Annotated in this window: 14 protein-coding genes; 1 reads left to right on the plus strand and 13 read right to left on the minus strand. The window is 59.7% G+C overall.

The genetic code is table 11. The annotated features are described in order from the left end of the window. Nucleotides 1-220 precede the first annotated feature (220 nt). From QZ522_RS06700 to QZ522_RS06750, 11 genes are all read right to left on the minus strand, one after another. Nucleotides 221-739: a DUF2478 domain-containing protein gene (locus tag QZ522_RS06700; RefSeq protein WP_294608932.1), complete on the minus strand. Its 519-nt coding sequence runs from the start codon at nt 737-739 to the stop codon at nt 221-223. Between the two features lie 19 nt (nt 740-758). Next, nucleotides 759-2,021, minus strand: coding sequence for a gephyrin-like molybdotransferase Glp (gene glp / locus QZ522_RS06705; RefSeq protein WP_294608934.1), 1,263 nt, complete (start codon nt 2,019-2,021; stop codon nt 759-761). Then, nucleotides 2,018-2,257 carry a hypothetical protein gene (locus QZ522_RS06710; protein ID WP_294608936.1) on the minus strand — a complete coding sequence of 80 codons (240 nt, stop codon included), beginning with the start codon at nt 2,255-2,257 and terminating at the stop codon, nt 2,018-2,020. The genes glp and QZ522_RS06710 overlap by 4 nt, the downstream gene beginning before the upstream one ends. Further along, nucleotides 2,247-2,819, minus strand: coding sequence for a hemerythrin domain-containing protein (locus QZ522_RS06715; protein ID WP_294608938.1), 573 nt, complete (start codon nt 2,817-2,819; stop codon nt 2,247-2,249). The genes QZ522_RS06710 and QZ522_RS06715 overlap by 11 nt, the downstream gene beginning before the upstream one ends. A 16-nt stretch (nt 2,820-2,835) precedes the next feature. Then, a complete protein-coding gene (locus QZ522_RS06720; RefSeq protein ID WP_294608940.1) occupies nt 2,836-3,633 on the minus strand; it encodes a peptidylprolyl isomerase in 798 nt (265 codons plus the stop codon). A 5-nt stretch (nt 3,634-3,638) separates the two neighbouring features. After that, nucleotides 3,639-4,382, minus strand: coding sequence for a respiratory nitrate reductase subunit gamma (gene narI / locus QZ522_RS06725; RefSeq protein ID WP_294608942.1), 744 nt, complete (start codon nt 4,380-4,382; stop codon nt 3,639-3,641). 12 nt (nt 4,383-4,394) lie between these two features. Beyond that, on the minus strand, nt 4,395-5,117 hold the full coding sequence (gene narJ / locus QZ522_RS06730; RefSeq protein ID WP_294608944.1) for a nitrate reductase molybdenum cofactor assembly chaperone: 723 nt from the start codon (nt 5,115-5,117) through the stop codon (nt 4,395-4,397). Continuing rightward, nucleotides 5,117-6,640, minus strand: coding sequence for a nitrate reductase subunit beta (gene narH / locus QZ522_RS06735; protein WP_294608946.1), 1,524 nt, complete (start codon nt 6,638-6,640; stop codon nt 5,117-5,119). The genes narJ and narH overlap by 1 nt, the downstream gene beginning before the upstream one ends. Then, a complete protein-coding gene (locus tag QZ522_RS06740; RefSeq protein ID WP_294608948.1) occupies nt 6,637-10,377 on the minus strand; it encodes a nitrate reductase subunit alpha in 3,741 nt (1,246 codons plus the stop codon). Before QZ522_RS06740 ends, narH begins: the two co-directional genes overlap by 4 nt. 62 nt (nt 10,378-10,439) lie before the next feature. Continuing rightward, nucleotides 10,440-11,837, minus strand: coding sequence for a NarK family nitrate/nitrite MFS transporter (locus tag QZ522_RS06745; protein ID WP_294608950.1), 1,398 nt, complete (start codon nt 11,835-11,837; stop codon nt 10,440-10,442). A 68-nt stretch (nt 11,838-11,905) separates the two neighbouring features. Further along, the gene (locus tag QZ522_RS06750) at nt 11,906-13,315 is read right to left on the minus strand and encodes an MFS transporter (protein WP_294608952.1); all 1,410 of its coding nucleotides are present in this window, start codon (nt 13,313-13,315) and stop codon (nt 11,906-11,908) included. A gap of 258 nt (nt 13,316-13,573) precedes the next feature. On the opposite strand from QZ522_RS06750, the gene QZ522_RS06755 reads away from it, so the two are divergent. Then, nucleotides 13,574-14,269, plus strand: a complete 696-nt coding sequence (locus QZ522_RS06755) for a cyclic nucleotide-binding domain-containing protein (protein WP_294608958.1) — start codon at nt 13,574-13,576, stop codon at nt 14,267-14,269. A gap of 15 nt (nt 14,270-14,284) precedes the next feature. Here the strand turns inward: QZ522_RS06755 and QZ522_RS06760 are convergent, their stop codons facing one another. Both QZ522_RS06760 and QZ522_RS06765 read right to left on the minus strand, forming a co-directional pair. Continuing rightward, a complete protein-coding gene (locus tag QZ522_RS06760; protein ID WP_294608954.1) occupies nt 14,285-15,490 on the minus strand; it encodes an NnrS family protein in 1,206 nt (401 codons plus the stop codon). Between the two features lie 171 nt (nt 15,491-15,661). Next, a partial coding sequence (locus QZ522_RS06765) for an FAD:protein FMN transferase (RefSeq protein WP_294608956.1) occupies nt 15,662-16,163 on the minus strand: 502 nt, incomplete at its 5' end.

The raw sequence follows: 16,163 nt of genomic DNA on the forward strand, positions 1-16,163 counted from the left end.
CATGAGGGGGGAAAGACCGCAGGGATCAGGCCCGGAAACGGCCCGATTGCCTATCACGGCCAATGGCGGGCAACGGTTGAAAATCGTGCCACGGCCTGCTGATCAATGCATTTCAAAGGGCGCAGATCCGATTGGGCAGCATCCGGTGTCCGGGCCCTTATACGGCCATTCTGACTGGTCAGCCTGACGACGCCAGCCCGCAATCCGACCTCAAGGGTATTCAGGCCACGTCTTTCCTGCCGCCTTGGATGGCAGAAAACCAATCAAGGATTGCCTCCTCGGATGACTCCAGTTGCACGGCCTCGGGGCCGACAAAATCCTTGAAGGCGGTCAGGTTCAGGGCGTTGACCCCCACAAGAACAGGGATTTCAAGTTCAAGCGCATCGGCAATGATGGTCCGAAAGCCACGGCCTTCGGCTTCGTGCTTGCCGAATTTGTTGATGATCAGAATATCCACATTCCCGTCAAGACGTGACTGCGCCAAACCAACAGCGGTCTCCAGCGCCGTGGGGTCGAGCCTGCATCCCTTTGAGGCCTGCCCGAGATCCTGCGAAATGCGCAGGGTAGGACCGTTCGGCAGGACACTCACATCCATATCGCAAGGGCCGTTTGCACATTCGGTGTTGGTCTGGACCGTGCCACAGGTTGCATGGCCCTGTGCCGCCAGTGTTTGAGCGACCCGCGAGAGCAGCAGGTCCGTGTCCCCCCTGCCCGGCGCCATCGTGTAAGCGATTTTCATGTTTCGTAATCCTCGTTCGTCAGAATGGGTTGAATTCCACCAAGGCACCGCTTGGCAATGTCTCGACATCGGCGGGAATGAACAGCAGGCCATCCATTTCCAAAAGCTGCGCGACCCGCCCCGAATGGGTGGCATCCGCAAAGTCCACGACTTCGCGTCCTGAGCCATCGAACCCCGCCAGCCGAGCCAGGCGAAGTTCGCAGCGCCCCGGCCGGTGATGCAGCGCACGCGGCAGAACGACATTGCGCCGCCGAACCCGGCTTTGGGTTTGTCCGGCAAGTGCATTGCGAACGGCGGTTCCAAAAAGCTGCCATGTCACAAAAGCCGAGAGCGGATTGCCGGGCAAGCCAAGCCAACAGGCCTTTTTGACGCGGCCAAAGGATACAGGTTTGCCGGGTTTCAACGCCACGCCGCTAAAGGCAATCGTTGCACCAAGGTCTGACAGGGCCGGCTTGACGTGATCCTCTTCCCCGACAGAGATGCCGCCAGTCGTTACGATCAGGTCGACCTGTTGAGCCAGCGCATTCAACTGCGCGCGCAATGCGGCGCGCGTGTCGCCCGCAACGTCAACGCTGGCAAGTTCCAGATCGGGCGAATTTACCGTTGCGGCCAGCATCGGTGTGTTGACATCCCAGATGCCAGCGGCCCCCCGCACATGTCCCTGTTGCACGACTTCGTCGCCAGTGACCACCAAGGCAACACGGATACGGCGCGTCACTGAAACCTCGGCATGTCCGGCCGCAGCGCAGACAGCGATGTCGCGTGACGAGAGAGCGCGCCCGGCAGGGACGATAATCTTTCCCGCAGTCATGTCTTCACCAGCGCGACGAATGTGCGTGCCGGGCGTGATCCGGCGTTTCAGGTGAATGCTATTGCCGGTTCGCAGAACCTCTTCCTGCATGACAACGGCATTGGCGCCATCCGGGACGGGCGCACCGGTGAATATCTGGACCGCGCTTTTGGACGGTATCTTTTCCATTGGGGTCTGACCCGCCGCAACGCGCCCCCCGATGGCAAGGGTCCAGGGCCCTTCTCCGGAAAGCTCCGCTGTATTGATGGCAAAGCCATCCATGGCGGCATTGTCGAAAGGGGGAACCATTCCAAGTGAGCGCACTGACACAGCAAGGATGCGCCCGGATGCCTGCGCCAAAGGGACAAGTTCGGTTTCCGACACCGCTTGCGTTCCCCGCAGGATGCGCCGCAAGGCTTCGTCGATGCTGATCAGGGCTGTCTGATGATCGGGGTCATCACAGCCGCAAGTGCTGCCCTCTATCGTTTTCATGATAGTCGCCATTGCGCGGTCTCCGATTGAAAGTGTCCCGGACCAACCGCGCAATCGAGATCGCGAAGCCGCCCGTCCTTGAGGCCATGGATCAGCCCGTGCATGCGGCTGCCTAAACAGCCGATCCCGGAAAGCTCGGGCGATTGCCGCGTTGCAGGTCGGGCGAAATGGCCGGGTTCACCAATATTTCTACGTTCGGACCACATCAGGTTGCGGTCAAGCATGTCATTCAGCATCGCGCATCTTCCCGGTATTGCAAAGACCACGACGCTCCAGCATGTGTCGCTTCATCGTGTTCAGGTCCCCCCCTGTCAGCCTGGCCCGCGCGATGGGCAGGATAACAGCATTTTCAAGGATCAGGTGGCGGCGCGCATGATGGGCGAATTCCGCCATTTGGGCAGCTTCAGACCGGGTGGGCTTTGGCGAATTCGTGTCCAGGCCCTGAATTATCGCAAAAATCGTCGGGGCATCCGCCAGTGCGTGACCATGATCGGATTGCAGTTTCCCGATCACTGCCTCGATCTCGTCCTCCGGATCGCAGCGTTTCAGCATCAGCGGGAAAAGGTCGATCTCTTCGTCGGCAAGATGCTGCGGCAACCGGACCTCAAGGAACGCAAGGATCTGATCGCGCTCGGCCTCTTCCATCGGCGCGGATGCGACGATCCGGTCAATCAATGCGCAGACCTCCCTCTCCCTCATATGATCTTCGGCGATGAAATCCAGGGGATTGTCGAATGTGCCAATGCCGACACTTTCGCCTCGCACGGTATTCAGAGGTCGCGCAATATCCTTTCCCATCGTCCCATCCTCCCGATCAGAGCGCGCCCAGATCCGCCCCTTGGATGTCTGAGGCGTCGACCAGTTTCGCGATAAAGTGTCGTGCTTCCCGCGCCCAGGCGGCCTTTTCCATCGCAACCGCGATTTTTCCGCGCACGGCGTCCAGCGGCAAGACCTGCCCCAAGGCCACGGCATCCAGGCGGATGACATGATAACCGTGTCGTGTAAGGACCGGTTGGGCCGAAATCTCGCCTTCCGAAAGGTCGCGCAGGGCTGCCTCGAATTCCGGGAGGGTATCGTTCGGCCCAAGCTGCCCAAGCGCGCCCCCCGAAGCCTTTGACCCACAATCGCTTTCACGCGCGGCAAGAGCAGCAAAGCTTTTGGGGGCGTCCAGGGCCTGGGCAAGCACCCCCTGCGCGCGCGCCTGCGCTTTGGCACGATCCGCCTCATCTCTCGGATCGCACGCGCACAGGATATGCGACACTTCCCAGAGCGGCGGCGTGCGAAAGCGGGTCGGGTCGCGCTCCCATTCGGACAGGATGTCCTGCTCTGTGGGGGGCGAGACCTCGATCGCCACGTCGAGAAGGCCCCGGATCAGGGCCTCCTCTTCGGTTTCAAAGCGTCCGGGGCCGACCTCCTGAGGGTCCGACCTGATCCGCCGTGACCGGGCTTCCTGCAACAGCAGGGTTCGGATCGCCACGGCGTTGGCCGCCTTGCGCCATGCAATGCCCGGTTTGCCTTTTGGGGCATCCTGGTTCTGCGTTTCGGCCGCAACCACCCCGTGCGGGACATGCTCGCCATTCACGACAAGATCGGGAAAGAGTGCTGCATGCATCTGCCTTACTCCGCCGGTGTTGTTTTGGGATTGGCACGCTTGGGCAGGGCCCTCTGGCGCCGCGACCGAACGATCTGATAGCCGGGCCGCAACAGGTACCTGAACGGTGCCGCGAAACCCGATACAATGTGGACCAGTCTGGTGAAGGGGAACAGAATGGTGATCAGCAGGCCAAGGAAAATATGCGCCTTGTAAAGCCAGTGCACATCCACAACCATCGCCCATGCATTGAGATTCAACAGGATGACGCTTTGCGACCATGTCATGAAGCGCACCATTTCTGCGCCGTCCATGTGCCGAAGGGTCAGGAAGATCGTGCCAATGCCGATGAACAGCTGCAACCAGATCAGCACCAGAATACCAATGTCGGCAAAGCTGGTGGTCTGCCAGATCCGGGGATCGGTCACGCGGCGATGGATCAGCAAAGAGGCCCCTATCAGCGCCGCGATGCCCGCCGTGCCGCCAAGAATGACGGCCATCCATTGCTTGAGCGCATAGGGAATGCCAAGGGCGTCCAATATCCAGACCGGCGTGAACAGGCCGACCAGATGCCCGCCGAACACCGTGATGATGCCGACATGAAACAGAACCGATCCCCAGAACAGCTGTTTGCGGCGCAAGAGTTGGCTTGAAGAAGATTTCCAGGTGAAGGGATCGCGCTCATAGCGGGCAATAGAGCCCACGATCAGAACGGTCAGTGCGATGTACGGCATGATGCCGAAGATGAAATAGTCAATGTCGAGAAACATGTTCCTTACTCCCTATTCTGCCGCGTGCCGCGGGGCGGGATTGATGGGCAGGGTCGTATTTTGAGGGGTGTCCATGCGCGCCAGCATGTCGCGCACTTGCGGACAGCCGGCATTGGGGTCCGGGCCAAAAAGCACTTCACTTTCCTCCCACACCTCGTCCAGGGCCTCCAGGTCGGTGGGATCGTCATCGGGTTGCGCGAGCATCTCGGCCACGGCCTCTTGATCAGCGTTCACGCCTGCCAGCTGCAAAAGGCTGGCGAACACGGCACCATAGGGGCTTTCCCGCCGGCTCAGCCGCGCGTTCAAGGCCTCAAAGATATGGGCCGCGTCCGCCAGAGTATCCTGTGCTTCGACGAAGGGACGCGTCGACAGGAATTCCAAAAGGACAGGTAAATGGTCAGGCAGCTCCGAGGTGACGGGATCGAACCCGCCTGCCCGATAGGTTTCGACCAGCGACACCATTGCACCGCCACGATCGCGGCTTTCGCCGTGGACGTGTTCAAACAGGTTCAATGACAACGTGCGCGACCGATCGAAGAGCAGGACGAACTGTTCTTCGAGGTCATAAATGTCGCGCCCGGCAAGATCCTCTACCAGCGGCCGCAGGGCCCGGCGTGCTGCTGCCGTCAGCCGCGTATCCGACGCCAGAACGGCGCCGATCTCGGGCATGGCAAGCTGCAACTCGCGTGTCGGATAGCTCAGGATCAGCGACAGGGCTTTTAGTGTGCGGTCCATCACATCACCTCCGATGGCATTTTGAGGGGTTTCTTGGACCCGCCGAACAGCGACCCTTTCGATATGCCGCTGGAGCATCCGTTGCTGTCGGTAAAGCCGCATCCACCGCGAAGGTCATATGCTTCTTCGACCTGCTCACGGTGCGTGGTCGGGATGACAAAGCGATCCTCGTAATCGGCAAGGGCCATGATCTTGTACATATCCTCGATCACGCGCCCCGACAGGCCAACGCGCGCCGCGATCGCCTCGTCGATGACGCCTTCGATGGTCTTGGACCGCATATACGACCGCATCGCCAGCATCCGTTCCAGCGCGGTCACAACCGGCGCCTCATCGCCCGCCGTCAGCATATTCGCCAGATATCGGACCGGAATACGCAGGTTCCGGACGTCGGGCATACCCGCATCCGTGCCAATCGCCCCTGCTTCTGCTGCGTTCTGGATCGGCGAAAGCGGCGGGATGTACCACACCATCGGCAGCGTCCGGTATTCGGGATGCAGCGGGAAGGCGACCTTCCATTCCATCGCCATTTTCCAGATCGGGCTTTCCTGCGCGGCCTTGATCCAGTCTTCCGGGATGCCATCGGCACGGGCGGTTTCGATGACCACCGGATCGTTGGGGTCGAGAAACACGCCAAGCTGCGCGTCATAAAGGTCCTGTTCGTTCTCCATGTTGGCCGCATCTTCGATCTTGTCGGCATCATAGAGCATCACGCCCAGATACCGGATGCGCCCCACGCAGGTTTCCGAACAGACCGTCGGGTTGCCGCTTTCAATGCGCGGATAGCACAGCGTGCATTTCTCGGACTTCCCGGAGGACCAGTTGTAGTAGATCTTCTTGTAGGGACATCCCGAGACACACATCCGCCAGCCGCGGCATTTCTCCTGGTCGATCAGGACGATGCCGTCCTCTTCACGCTTGTAGATAGCTCCAGACGGGCAGGACGATGCACAGGCCGGATTAAGGCAGTGTTCGCAGAGCCGGGGCAGATACATCATGAAGGTGTTCTCATACTCCCCGTAGATCTCCTTCTGAATACCCTCGAAGTTATAATCCTCGGACCGCTTCGAGAATTCACCTCCAAGGATTTCCTCCCAGTTCGGGCCTTTCTCGATCTTCTCGATCCGCTCACCAGTGATCTTGGAGCGCGGACGCGCCGTTGGGAATGCCTCCATTTCCGGGGCGGATTTCAGGTGGTCATAGTCGAAATCGAACGGCTCGTAGTAATCGTCGATCTCCGGCATCGCCGGGTTGGCGAAGATGTTGGACAGGATCCGCCACTTGCTCCCCTGCTTGGGCTGGAGCTTGCCCGCCCTGGTGCGTTCCCAGCCCCCTTTCCAACGGTCCTGATTTTCCCAATCGGTCGGATAGCCGGTGCCGGGCTTGGTTTCCACGTTGTTGAACCAGGCGTATTCAACGCCATCGCGGCTCGTCCAGACGTTCTTGCAGGTGACGGAACACGTATGGCACCCGATGCATTTATCGAGGTTCAGCACCATGCCGATTTGTGCGCGGATTCTCATTCTGCTGCCTCCTGTGCAGGTGCTTTCCGGCTCTCTTCCTTGTCGAGCCAGTCCACTTTCTTCATCTTCCTTACGACGACGAATTCATCCCGGTTCGACCCCACGGTGCCGTAATAGTTGAAACCGTAAGATTGCTGGGCATAGCCGCCGATCATGTGGGTGGGTTTCAGAACCGCGCGGGTGACGGAGTTGTGGATCCCCCCGCGATGTCCGGTTTTCTCAGAGCCGGGCGTGTTCACGATCTTCTCTTGTGCGTGATACATGAACGTCGTGCCGTCCTTGATCCGCTGAGACACTACCGCCCGCGCCGTCAAGGCACCGTTGGTGTTGTAAAGCTCGACCCAGTCGTTATCCACGATCCCGGCAGACCGCGCATCGTTCTCGCTGATCCAGATCACCGGGCCGCCCCTGTTCAGCGTCAGCATCAACAGGTTGTCGCTATAGGTGGAGTGGATGCCCCATTTCTGGTGGGGTGTGATGAAGTTCAATACAAGGTTGTCGCCCTTGTCCTGCACATCCGCCGTGATGGTCTTGAGGTCCACCGGAGGGCGGTACGACATGAAGCCTTCGCCGAATGCCCGCATCCACAGGTGATCCTGATAAAGCTGCTGTCGCCCGGTCAGCGTTCGCCACGGGATCAGCTCGTGCACGTTGGTGTAGCCCGCATTATAGCTTACCTTCTCACTCTCGATCCCTGACCATGTGGGGCTCGAGATGATCTTGCGGGGTTGTGCCGCGATGTCGCGAAAGCGGATTTTCTGACCATGCTCGCCTTCTGCCAGATGTGCATGTTCGCGCCCGGTCGCCTTTTCCAGGGCCTCCCAGGCCTTGACGGCAACGTTGCCGTTGGTTTCAGGCGCCAGCATCAGGATGACTTCGCAAGCGTCGATCGCCGTTTCGATTTTGGGGCGCCCTGCTGCGGAGCCATCCAGCTGCACACCATTCAGGGCCGAGAGGTTGTCGATCTCGTCCTGGGTGTTCCAGCTGATGCCCTTCCCGCCATTGCCAAGCTGGTCCAGCAGGGGACCAAGGGCCGTGAAGCGGTCATAGATCGCGGTGTAATCCCGCTCGACCGCCACGAATGCCGGCGCGGTCTTGCCCGGAATCAGGTCACATTCGCCTTTCTTCCAGTCCTTGACCTGATCCTGCGCAATCTCCGCTGGGGTGTCGTGCAGGATCGGCAGGGCGACGATATCGGTTTCCTTGTCCAGATAGCCCGGCGCGATCTCCTGAAACTTCCTGGCAATGGCCTTGAAGATTTCCCAGTCGGATTTGCTTTCATAGGCCGGGTCCACCGCCGCTTGCAGCGGGTGAATGAACGGGTGCATGTCCGAGGTATTCATATCGTCCTTTTCGTACCAGCTGGCCGTCGGCAGAACGATGTCGGAGTAGACGCAGGTCGTGCTCATCCGGAAGTCGATGGTCACCAGCAGGTCGAGCTTGCCGCGTGGCGCATCCGGGTGCCATCTGGCCTCTTTCGGCAGTTGCCCGCCGTCTTCGCCCAAATCCTTGCCCATGACCCCGTGGTCCGTACCAAGCAGGTGCTTGAGGAAGTATTCGTGGCCCTTGCCGGAGGATCCCAACAGGTTCGAACGCCAGACAAACAGGTTGCGCGGCCAGTTGGCGGGGTTGTCCGGATCCTCGCAAGACATTTCCAGATCGCCGGACTTCAGGTTCTCGGCGACATAGGCAGGGATTTCCTTGCCTGCCGCCTTTGCGGCCCTGGCAACCTCGAAGGGATTGGTCTTGAGTTGCGGAGCAGACGGCAGCCAGCCCATGCGTTCGGCCCGGATGTTGTAGTCGATCAGGCTGATGTCCCAATCACCCGCAGGCGCCGTCGGCGACAGGATTTCATCCGCTTTCAGGGTCTCGTAACGCCACTGATCGGTATGCGCATACCACGCCGAGGTCGAGTTCATGTGCCGCGGCGGGCGGTTCCAGTCGAGAGCAAAGGCCAGCGGTTGCCAGCCGGTCTGCGGGCGCAGTTTTTCCTGGCCCACATAGTGCGCCCAACCGCCACCGGATTGACCGACACAGCCACACATCACCAGCATGTTGATGACACCGCGATAGTTCATGTCCATGTGGAACCAGTGGTTCATCGCGGCACCGATGATGATCATCGACTTGCCATTGGTCTTTTCGGCGTTATCGGCGAAACCGCGCGCAACATGGATGATCTTATCTGCGGGAACGCCGGTGATCTTCTCGGCCCAGGCAGGCGTGCCGGGCATATCGTTGGCGTAATCCGAGGTAACCCAGTCGCCCCCCAGGCCGCGGTCAAGCCCGTAGTTGGCACAAAACAGGTCAAAGACGGTCGCAACCGCGATCTCACCATCCGCCGTCTTGATCTTTTTGACCGGGATGTTGCGGGTCAGAACGTCGGGGTGGTCCGCATCGGTCTTGAACTGGCCATAGGCCTCGCCGCCAAAATAGGGAAAACCCACGCCGACCACATCATCGTGATCCTCGTCCAGAACAAAGCTCATCTTGAGCCTAGTCTCGGCTTCTTTCGCCTTCTCTTCGAGGTTCCATTCCCCGTCTTCACCCCAGCGATACCCGACAGAGCCATTGGGCGCGACGTAGCCTTTGGACAGTTCGTCAAAGGCCACGGTTTTCCATTCGGGGTTGTTATCTTCGCCCAGTTTGCCGTCAAGATCGTCGGCGCGCAGGAACCGGCCCGGCACAAGCTTGCCGTCTTTTTCATCCAGTTTTACCAGCATCGGAAAATCCGAGTACTTGCGGGTATACTCTTCAAAATACTCGGTCTGACGATCCAGGTGGAATTCGCGCAGAATCACGTGACCAAATGCCATCGCCAATGCCGCGTCCGTGCCCTGCTTGGCGTTCAGCCAGACATCGCCGAACTTGGCGGCCTCGGAGTAATCCGGGCAGATGACGGCGGATTTGGTCCCCTTGTAGCGCGCTTCCGTATAGAAATGCGCATCCGGCGTCCGTGTCTGCGGCACGTTGGACCCCCAAAGCAGCAGGTAGCCGGAATTATACCAGTCGGCACTCTCAGGCACGTCGGTCTGTTCGCCCCATGTCATGGGCGAGGCAGGCGGCAAATCGCAGTACCAGTCGTAAAACGACATGCAGACACCGCCCATCAGGGACAGGTAACGCGAACCGGCGGCATAGCTGACCATCGACATGGCCGGAATGGGCGAAAAGCCAAACACGCGGTCGGGGCCATATGTCTTGGCGGTGTAGGCGTTGGCCGCAGCGGTAATTTCGGTCGCCTCATCCCATGTGGCTCGCACGAACCCACCTTTGCCGCGGGTTTCGACGTAAGAGGCGCGCAGTATCGGATCAGCTTGCAGCTTGGTCCAGGCCGCAATCGGATCCATGGTTTCGCGCATTTTGCGCCAGACCTTCATCAAGCGGCCACGCACCAGCGGGTTCTTCACGCGGTTGGCGGAATAGAGATACCAGCTATAGCTTGCACCGCGTGCACAGCCGCGCGGCTCGTGATTTGGCAGGTCGGCGCGGGTGCGCGGATAGTCGGTCTGCTGGGTTTCCCAGGTAACGATGCCGGACTTGACGTAGATCTTCCAGCTGCATGACCCGGTACAGTTCACACCATGGGTCGAGCGGACAATTTTGTCATGGCGCCAGCGGTTGCGATAGGTATCTTCCCAGTCACGGTTTTCACGGGTCACCTGCCCGTGTCCGTTCGAAAACCGTTCGAGTTCCTTGGACTGAAGGAAGTTCAATCTGTCGAGCAGGTGGCTCATGTCATTTTCTCCTGAATGCGGGGGCCGCGCCACCAAAGCGGCGCGGCGGGATTTCTATTGGCTCAGCACGGCACCGGTGCGGATTTGCGGCTGTAAAAGGCCCAGCAAATCACGGCGCAGACAGCGTAGAAGCTGAGGAACACCCACAATGCGCCATTCGGGGCACCGGTCATGGCGATCGACGTGCCATAAAGCTTGGGGATGAAGAACGCCCCATAGGCTGCGATGGCCGAGGTGAAGGCGATGATGGCCGCGCTCTCGCGCTCGGCCTGCTTCAGGGTTGCGGCCTTATCGAGATTGGGCATCAGCCGAGGCACTTCCTGACGCATGATCGACGGGATCATCTGGAAGGTCGATGCATTGCCCACTCCGGTCAGAAAGAACAGCGCCATGAAGCAGGCGAAGAAGCCCCAGAAGTTACCAGCAGGCGCAGCCTCGGACGGCAGGAACTGCAAGACGCCCAGGACCGCGACGATCATCCCGAGGAAACACCAGAAGGTCACGCGGCCGCCGCCGAACTTGTCGGAAATCCAGCCGGTTGCGGCGCGAGACAGGGCACCGACAAGCGGACCAAGGAAGGCATAGCGCAGCACGTCAACTTCCGGGAACTGCGTGCGCATCAACAGAGGGAAACCGGCGGCATAGCCGATGAAGCTACCGAAGGTGCCGGTGTAGAGCACACACATGACCCAGTTGTGCTTGCGGGTGAAGATGATCGACTGCTCGGAAAAGGAAGACTTGGCATCCGCGATGTCATTCATGCCGAACCAGGCGGCAATCGCACTGACGGCAAGGAACGGCACCCAGATGAACCCGGCATTCTGAATGAAAAGCTGACCGCCGTCGGAGAGCTGTTGCGGTTCGCCGCCAATCGCACCGAAGACCCCCATCGTGATAACGATCGGCACCACAAACTGCATGACGGACACCCCGAGGTTGCCAAGGCCCGCATTCAGAGCAAGCGCATTGCCCTTGGTTTTCTTCGGATAGAAAAAGGCGATATTGGCCATCGAAGAGGCGAAGTTGCCACCGCCGAAACCGCACATCAGGGCAAGGACCAGAAAGGTGAAGTAGCTTGTATCGGGGTTCTGGACGGCAAAGCCGATGCCGATGGCCGGCAAGAGCAGGGAGGCGGTCGAGATGGCCGTCCATCTGCGCCCTCCGAAAATCGGCACCATGAAGCTGTAGAAGATGCGCAGCGTCGCGCCGGACAGGCCAGGCAGGGCCGCAAGCCAGAACCGTTCGCCCACCGAGAAATCAAATCCGATGGCGGGCATCTTGGCGACAACGACCGACCAGACCATCCAGACCGAGAAGGCCAAAAGCAGGTTGGGGATCGAAATCCAGAGATTGCGGGTCGCGATGCGCTTGCCTTCGCTGGCCCAGAATTGCGGATCTTCTGGCCGCCAGTCGGTCAGCATATAGCCGCTGTTGGTGGATGTGGTTGCGGTGATCGCCATGATGGGGTCCTCCCGTGGTGGCGGTTTTCTTTTGTGGCGGGCCGCTGTCGGCCCGCCGGGGTTCGATGTCATTCAGCCGGTTGGCTGCCGTTTTTCTTGGATATGGCGATCAGCCCCTCTTCCAGTGCAGCGTTGGCCTTAAACGCCCGCAGCCGCAGGATCTCGATGTTCGCGATCGCGAAATTGGCGCGTTCCTCATCTTCCTGCCGGGTCGAGAAGCGCACAAAGAAGGCAAGGAAAGAGGCGGCGGTGACTACCACGCCGAGGATGAAGAAGGCCTCGGACCAGTCGATCACGTTCTTGAACAGGAAACCCGCCAGGACCGCGCCGGCATTGCCGCCCGCGCCGACCACACCGGCCACGGCACCAAGCGCCCGTTTGTTGATGAAGGGTACGACCGAGTAAGTGGCCCCTTCCGCCATCTGCGTGAACAGTGAGAAGACGATGAGAGAGGGCAGCGCCAGGAAAAGCACCTGCATCTGGCTGAACACCATGAGCGCACAGCCTTCGAAGAACAGGCAGACGAACAGCCAGAAGGCGCGGCCCTTAAGCCCCCAGAGCGATCCGAAGTTGTCACCGAACAGCCCCCCGAGCGTCCGGGCGAACAGGTTCATCAGGCCAAAGGACGCGGCGACAAAACCGGCGGCCACAAGGCTCAGGTCGAAATAATCCATGAAGTAGAGCGCCGCGACGTTGTTGACCGTCAGCTCGATGCCAAAGCAGGCGCCGTAGATGACGAACAGAATCCAGACCCGCGGATCTTTGAGGGCCTGCATGTAATTGCCGGTGACGTTCTTCTTTTCTTCCATCCGGCCCTGCTCGCGCAGGTCGTCAAAGTTGCCGTCCGGCGCATCCTGTGTCAGGAAATAGTAACCGATGCCTGTCAGAAAGATGATGATACCGACCACGACCATCGACAGACGCCAGCCCACCGCCTCGGAAAAGCCGAAGCCCACAACCATGACCGAGAACAGAAGCGGCATGACGAATTGGGTAACACCGCCGCCCAGGTTGCCCCAGCCTGCGGATGTGGCATTCGCCTGCCCGACCACATTGGGCGCGAACATGACAGAGGTATGGTACTGCGTGATTACGAAGGCAGCCCCGATGCCACCAATCAGCACACGGAACAAAAGGAAGGTTTCAAAGTTGAACGACAGGCCGATCCCCATGACCGGCAGCGCCCCGATCAAAAGCAGCCAGGTATAGGATTTCCGCGGCCCGATCCGATCACAGAGCCAGCCGATGAACAGCCGGGCGAATATTGTCATCGAGACCGAACCGATGATGGCCCAGCCAATCTGGTTCGGTGTGAGAGCAAGTTCGTCGCGTACCACGCTCATCAGCGGTGCAATGCCGAACCACGCGAAAAAGCACGAAAAGAACGCAAACCACGTCATGTGGAAGGTCCTGATCTGCACCATCTTTACGTTGAAGAAATTTGACCACAGTGCTGTGGCCTTGTTTTGAAGTTCCATCACGGTCCCTCCGCCGTTTGCAGGCTTGATGCTGCTGTTCCGAGTTGCGACGGAAGTGCCCGCTCTTGGCGTGGAATCTGTTGATGCAGATCAAATAATGAAAATTAGTTAGCAAAATAAATGGGTTGCCGACATTCATCATGTCACCGGGCCCGACAGATCAAACCAAAGACGAGACGGCATCAATCGACGGCTTGACAATTATCAAGTGACTGCGAATGATGTGTGATGGGAGCAGCAAGAGGCGCAAGCAGACGAATGTCCGACTCGTATAGGCAAGAAGTCCGCGATCTCGCGCTATTCGCCGAAATGGACATGGGCAATTTCGAGGCCCTCATGCGAGGGGCCTATGTCCAGAATTTTCCGCCCCGCATCGAATTGATAACCGAAGGCGAATTGCCCGACTTTCTGCATGTCGTCGTTTCCGGCTCCGTCGATCTTTTTTCAACCTGGAACGGGCGCGAAACCAGCCTGGCGACCGTGCGTCCGGTTTCGACGTTCATTCTTGCCGCGACCATCAGGGGCGCGCCCTATCTGATGTCGGCGCGGACTTTGGAAAAGAGCCGGATCGTGTTGCTTCCGTCCGAGGACGTGCGGCGTCTCTTCGATTCAGACAGTGTTTTTGCCCGTGCGATCGTAACAGAGTTGTCGCAGTGTTATCGCGCCATTGTCAAAAACACCAAGGACCTCAAACTTCGTACATCGCTGGAACGCCTGGCGAACTATCTGCTGCGCCAAAGACAGCGGAACGGAACAGACGAGTTTGATCTGATGATGGAAAAGCGACGCCTGGCATCATTTCTGGGGATGACCCCCGAAAACCTGAGCCGCTCTTTCAAGGGACTGGAACCTTTCGGCGTAAAGGTTGCGGGCAATCATATCGTGATCACCGACGTCGCTGATCTGATGCGCTTTGCCAAACCGAGCCCATTGATTGACGACGACTCCACTTAGGGACTTGGCGCCGCCCTAAACCGCTTTGGCGGGCGGATGGCGCAAAAGCAATGGGCCGTAGATCACCGCAAAGCCGACAAAACCAGCGATCCAGAACACAGCTGAGGCCGCGTAAAGCGTCATAGTGCCTCCGGGCCAGACTCCGGCCGATACCCGCAGGAGAGTTGCAAGCGCGATGGCCGCGTAGATCATGCAGGTGCCAGGCCCGGCGGTCAGCACCTGGCCGGTATGCCCAAGCGTCGCCCGTGTCATGACCGCCAGCGTCATGAGACCAATGGCTCCGCCCATCCACAGGTGCTGAACCGCCCCCAAGGTGGACAATTCCGGCAGGACGATCTCGGCGGCAAGGGCCAGCCCCCCAAGCGGGATGAAAAAATAGGCCGCATGCAGGATGAAAACCAATGGCTCGGACAGGGTCGACAGCCCAACCCAACGCCGCAACCGGAAGAAATGCAGACCGGCAGCGAGAGCAAAAACCGCACCGGCAAGCCAGGCCGAGGGCAAGGCAACCCAGAGGGCAAGGCCAAGCAGCAAGGTCAAGAGCGCCAGCTTGTCAAACCGCTGCATCGGTGGCGTGGGCAACCTACCCGCGCCCCGCTTGACCAACCAGTTTCGCGTGAAAGACGGCACCACGCGCCCACCTATGACCGCGATCATCATGATCGCCGCAGCAAGTCCGATGCGCAGACCATAGCCCTGGGCGGCGTAATCTCCGCGTGCGGCTTCCCAGTGAAACACAGCATTTCCCAGAATGAAGATCATAAGCATCGCCAGCACGATCAGGTTGCGCCAATTCTTGCCCGCAACGATTTCCCGCGCAATGACGAGCGCAAGCGTGGCTGGCATGGCCAGATCGACCAATCCGATAACAACCGGCGACAGGCCTGCGGAAAAGGTCACCGCCAGCCGCCCGGCGATCCAAAGGCAAAACAGCCCGCCAAGGGGCCAGCCGACAATCGGCAACCGCCCCGTCCAGTTCGGGACTGCCGTCAGAAGAAACCCGGCAATCACCGACATCAGATATCCGAACAGGAAGGCATGGGCATGCCAGGAGACGGGATCAAACGCTGTCGGAAGCACCATTTGGCCGCTGAGTGCCGCCACCCAGAGCGTCATGGCGATCGCGGCCCAAAGCGCTGCACCAAGGAAGAATGGGCGAAACCCATAGGCCAGAAGCGCGGGGCCCTTCCAAGCGCGCATTTTCTCGGCGGTGCGACTCATATGCGATGCCTTAAAGATTTGAGACTTGCATTTGCAGATACGCCCACGAATAGGTATTGTAAATACCAATTCGATTTGAAAGAGCGCGATGCGGATGCCAAGCGCCCCTGCCCCCTTGCGGCCAACCGCAGGAGGACATCGGCGGGCAGCATCACACAGCCTGCATCGGGATCATTCGAGGGTTGCCAGATGTACGACCCTGACCCCCTTAATCGCGGCGGCAGCGGCGTGGATTTCCTTGGCGGACATAAGGCACATACCCGTACTCAGAGCATCGGCCATGGCGGCGCTGTCGGCGCTTACGCTGACCAGGCGCCAGAGGGGTTGCGCAGGTTGGCCACTGAGGGGGTCAAGGATGTGGCCCGCCGTGCCCGCCTTGTCAAACACCGTTCCCAGGGGCGCGGAAGAGGCCAGTGCACGGTCGCGCAGCGCTATGTGCCGCCGGGGGGCACCGCCATCAAGCGTCACCGGCCAGTCACCGCCCTCCGGATGACCGCCAAGCGCATGCAATTCGCCGGTGTCGATCATGATGTCAGTCAGCCCCTCGGCCCGGAATAGCCGCGCGATGCGATCGGCGATATAGCCTTGGGCGATGCCGTTGAGGGTCAGCGCCATGGCGGGACGCATGACGATGGCGGAGGCGTCGTAATGCAGATCGGCCCATGTGCCATAT

The sequence above is a fragment of the uncultured Roseovarius sp. genome (assembly GCF_913054395.1).
Classification (GTDB): domain Bacteria; phylum Pseudomonadota; class Alphaproteobacteria; order Rhodobacterales; family Rhodobacteraceae; genus Roseovarius.

Bases quoted from the DNA above. Each gene is read 5' to 3' on its own strand.
- QZ522_RS06700 (WP_294608932.1), bottom strand. From the start codon at position 739: ATGAAAATCGCTTACACGATGGCGCCGGGCAGGGGGGACACGGACCTG.
- glp (WP_294608934.1), bottom strand. From the start codon at position 2,021: ATGAAAACGATAGAGGGCAGCACTTGCGGCTGTGATGACCCCGATCAT.
- QZ522_RS06710 (WP_294608936.1), bottom strand. From the start codon at position 2,257: ATGCTGAATGACATGCTTGACCGCAACCTGATGTGGTCCGAACGTAGA.
- QZ522_RS06715 (WP_294608938.1), bottom strand. From the start codon at position 2,819: ATGGGAAAGGATATTGCGCGACCTCTGAATACCGTGCGAGGCGAAAGT.
- QZ522_RS06720 (WP_294608940.1), bottom strand. From the start codon at position 3,633: ATGCATGCAGCACTCTTTCCCGATCTTGTCGTGAATGGCGAGCATGTC.
- narI (WP_294608942.1), bottom strand. From the start codon at position 4,382: ATGTTTCTCGACATTGACTATTTCATCTTCGGCATCATGCCGTACATC.
- narJ (WP_294608944.1), bottom strand. From the start codon at position 5,117: ATGGACCGCACACTAAAAGCCCTGTCGCTGATCCTGAGCTATCCGACA.
- narH (WP_294608946.1), bottom strand. From the start codon at position 6,640: ATGAGAATCCGCGCACAAATCGGCATGGTGCTGAACCTCGATAAATGC.
- QZ522_RS06740 (WP_294608948.1), bottom strand. From the start codon at position 10,377: ATGAGCCACCTGCTCGACAGATTGAACTTCCTTCAGTCCAAGGAACTC.
- QZ522_RS06745 (WP_294608950.1), bottom strand. From the start codon at position 11,837: ATGGCGATCACCGCAACCACATCCACCAACAGCGGCTATATGCTGACC.
- QZ522_RS06750 (WP_294608952.1), bottom strand. From the start codon at position 13,315: ATGGAACTTCAAAACAAGGCCACAGCACTGTGGTCAAATTTCTTCAAC.
- QZ522_RS06755 (WP_294608958.1), top strand. From the start codon at position 13,574: ATGTCCGACTCGTATAGGCAAGAAGTCCGCGATCTCGCGCTATTCGCC.
- QZ522_RS06760 (WP_294608954.1), bottom strand. From the start codon at position 15,490: ATGAGTCGCACCGCCGAGAAAATGCGCGCTTGGAAGGGCCCCGCGCTT.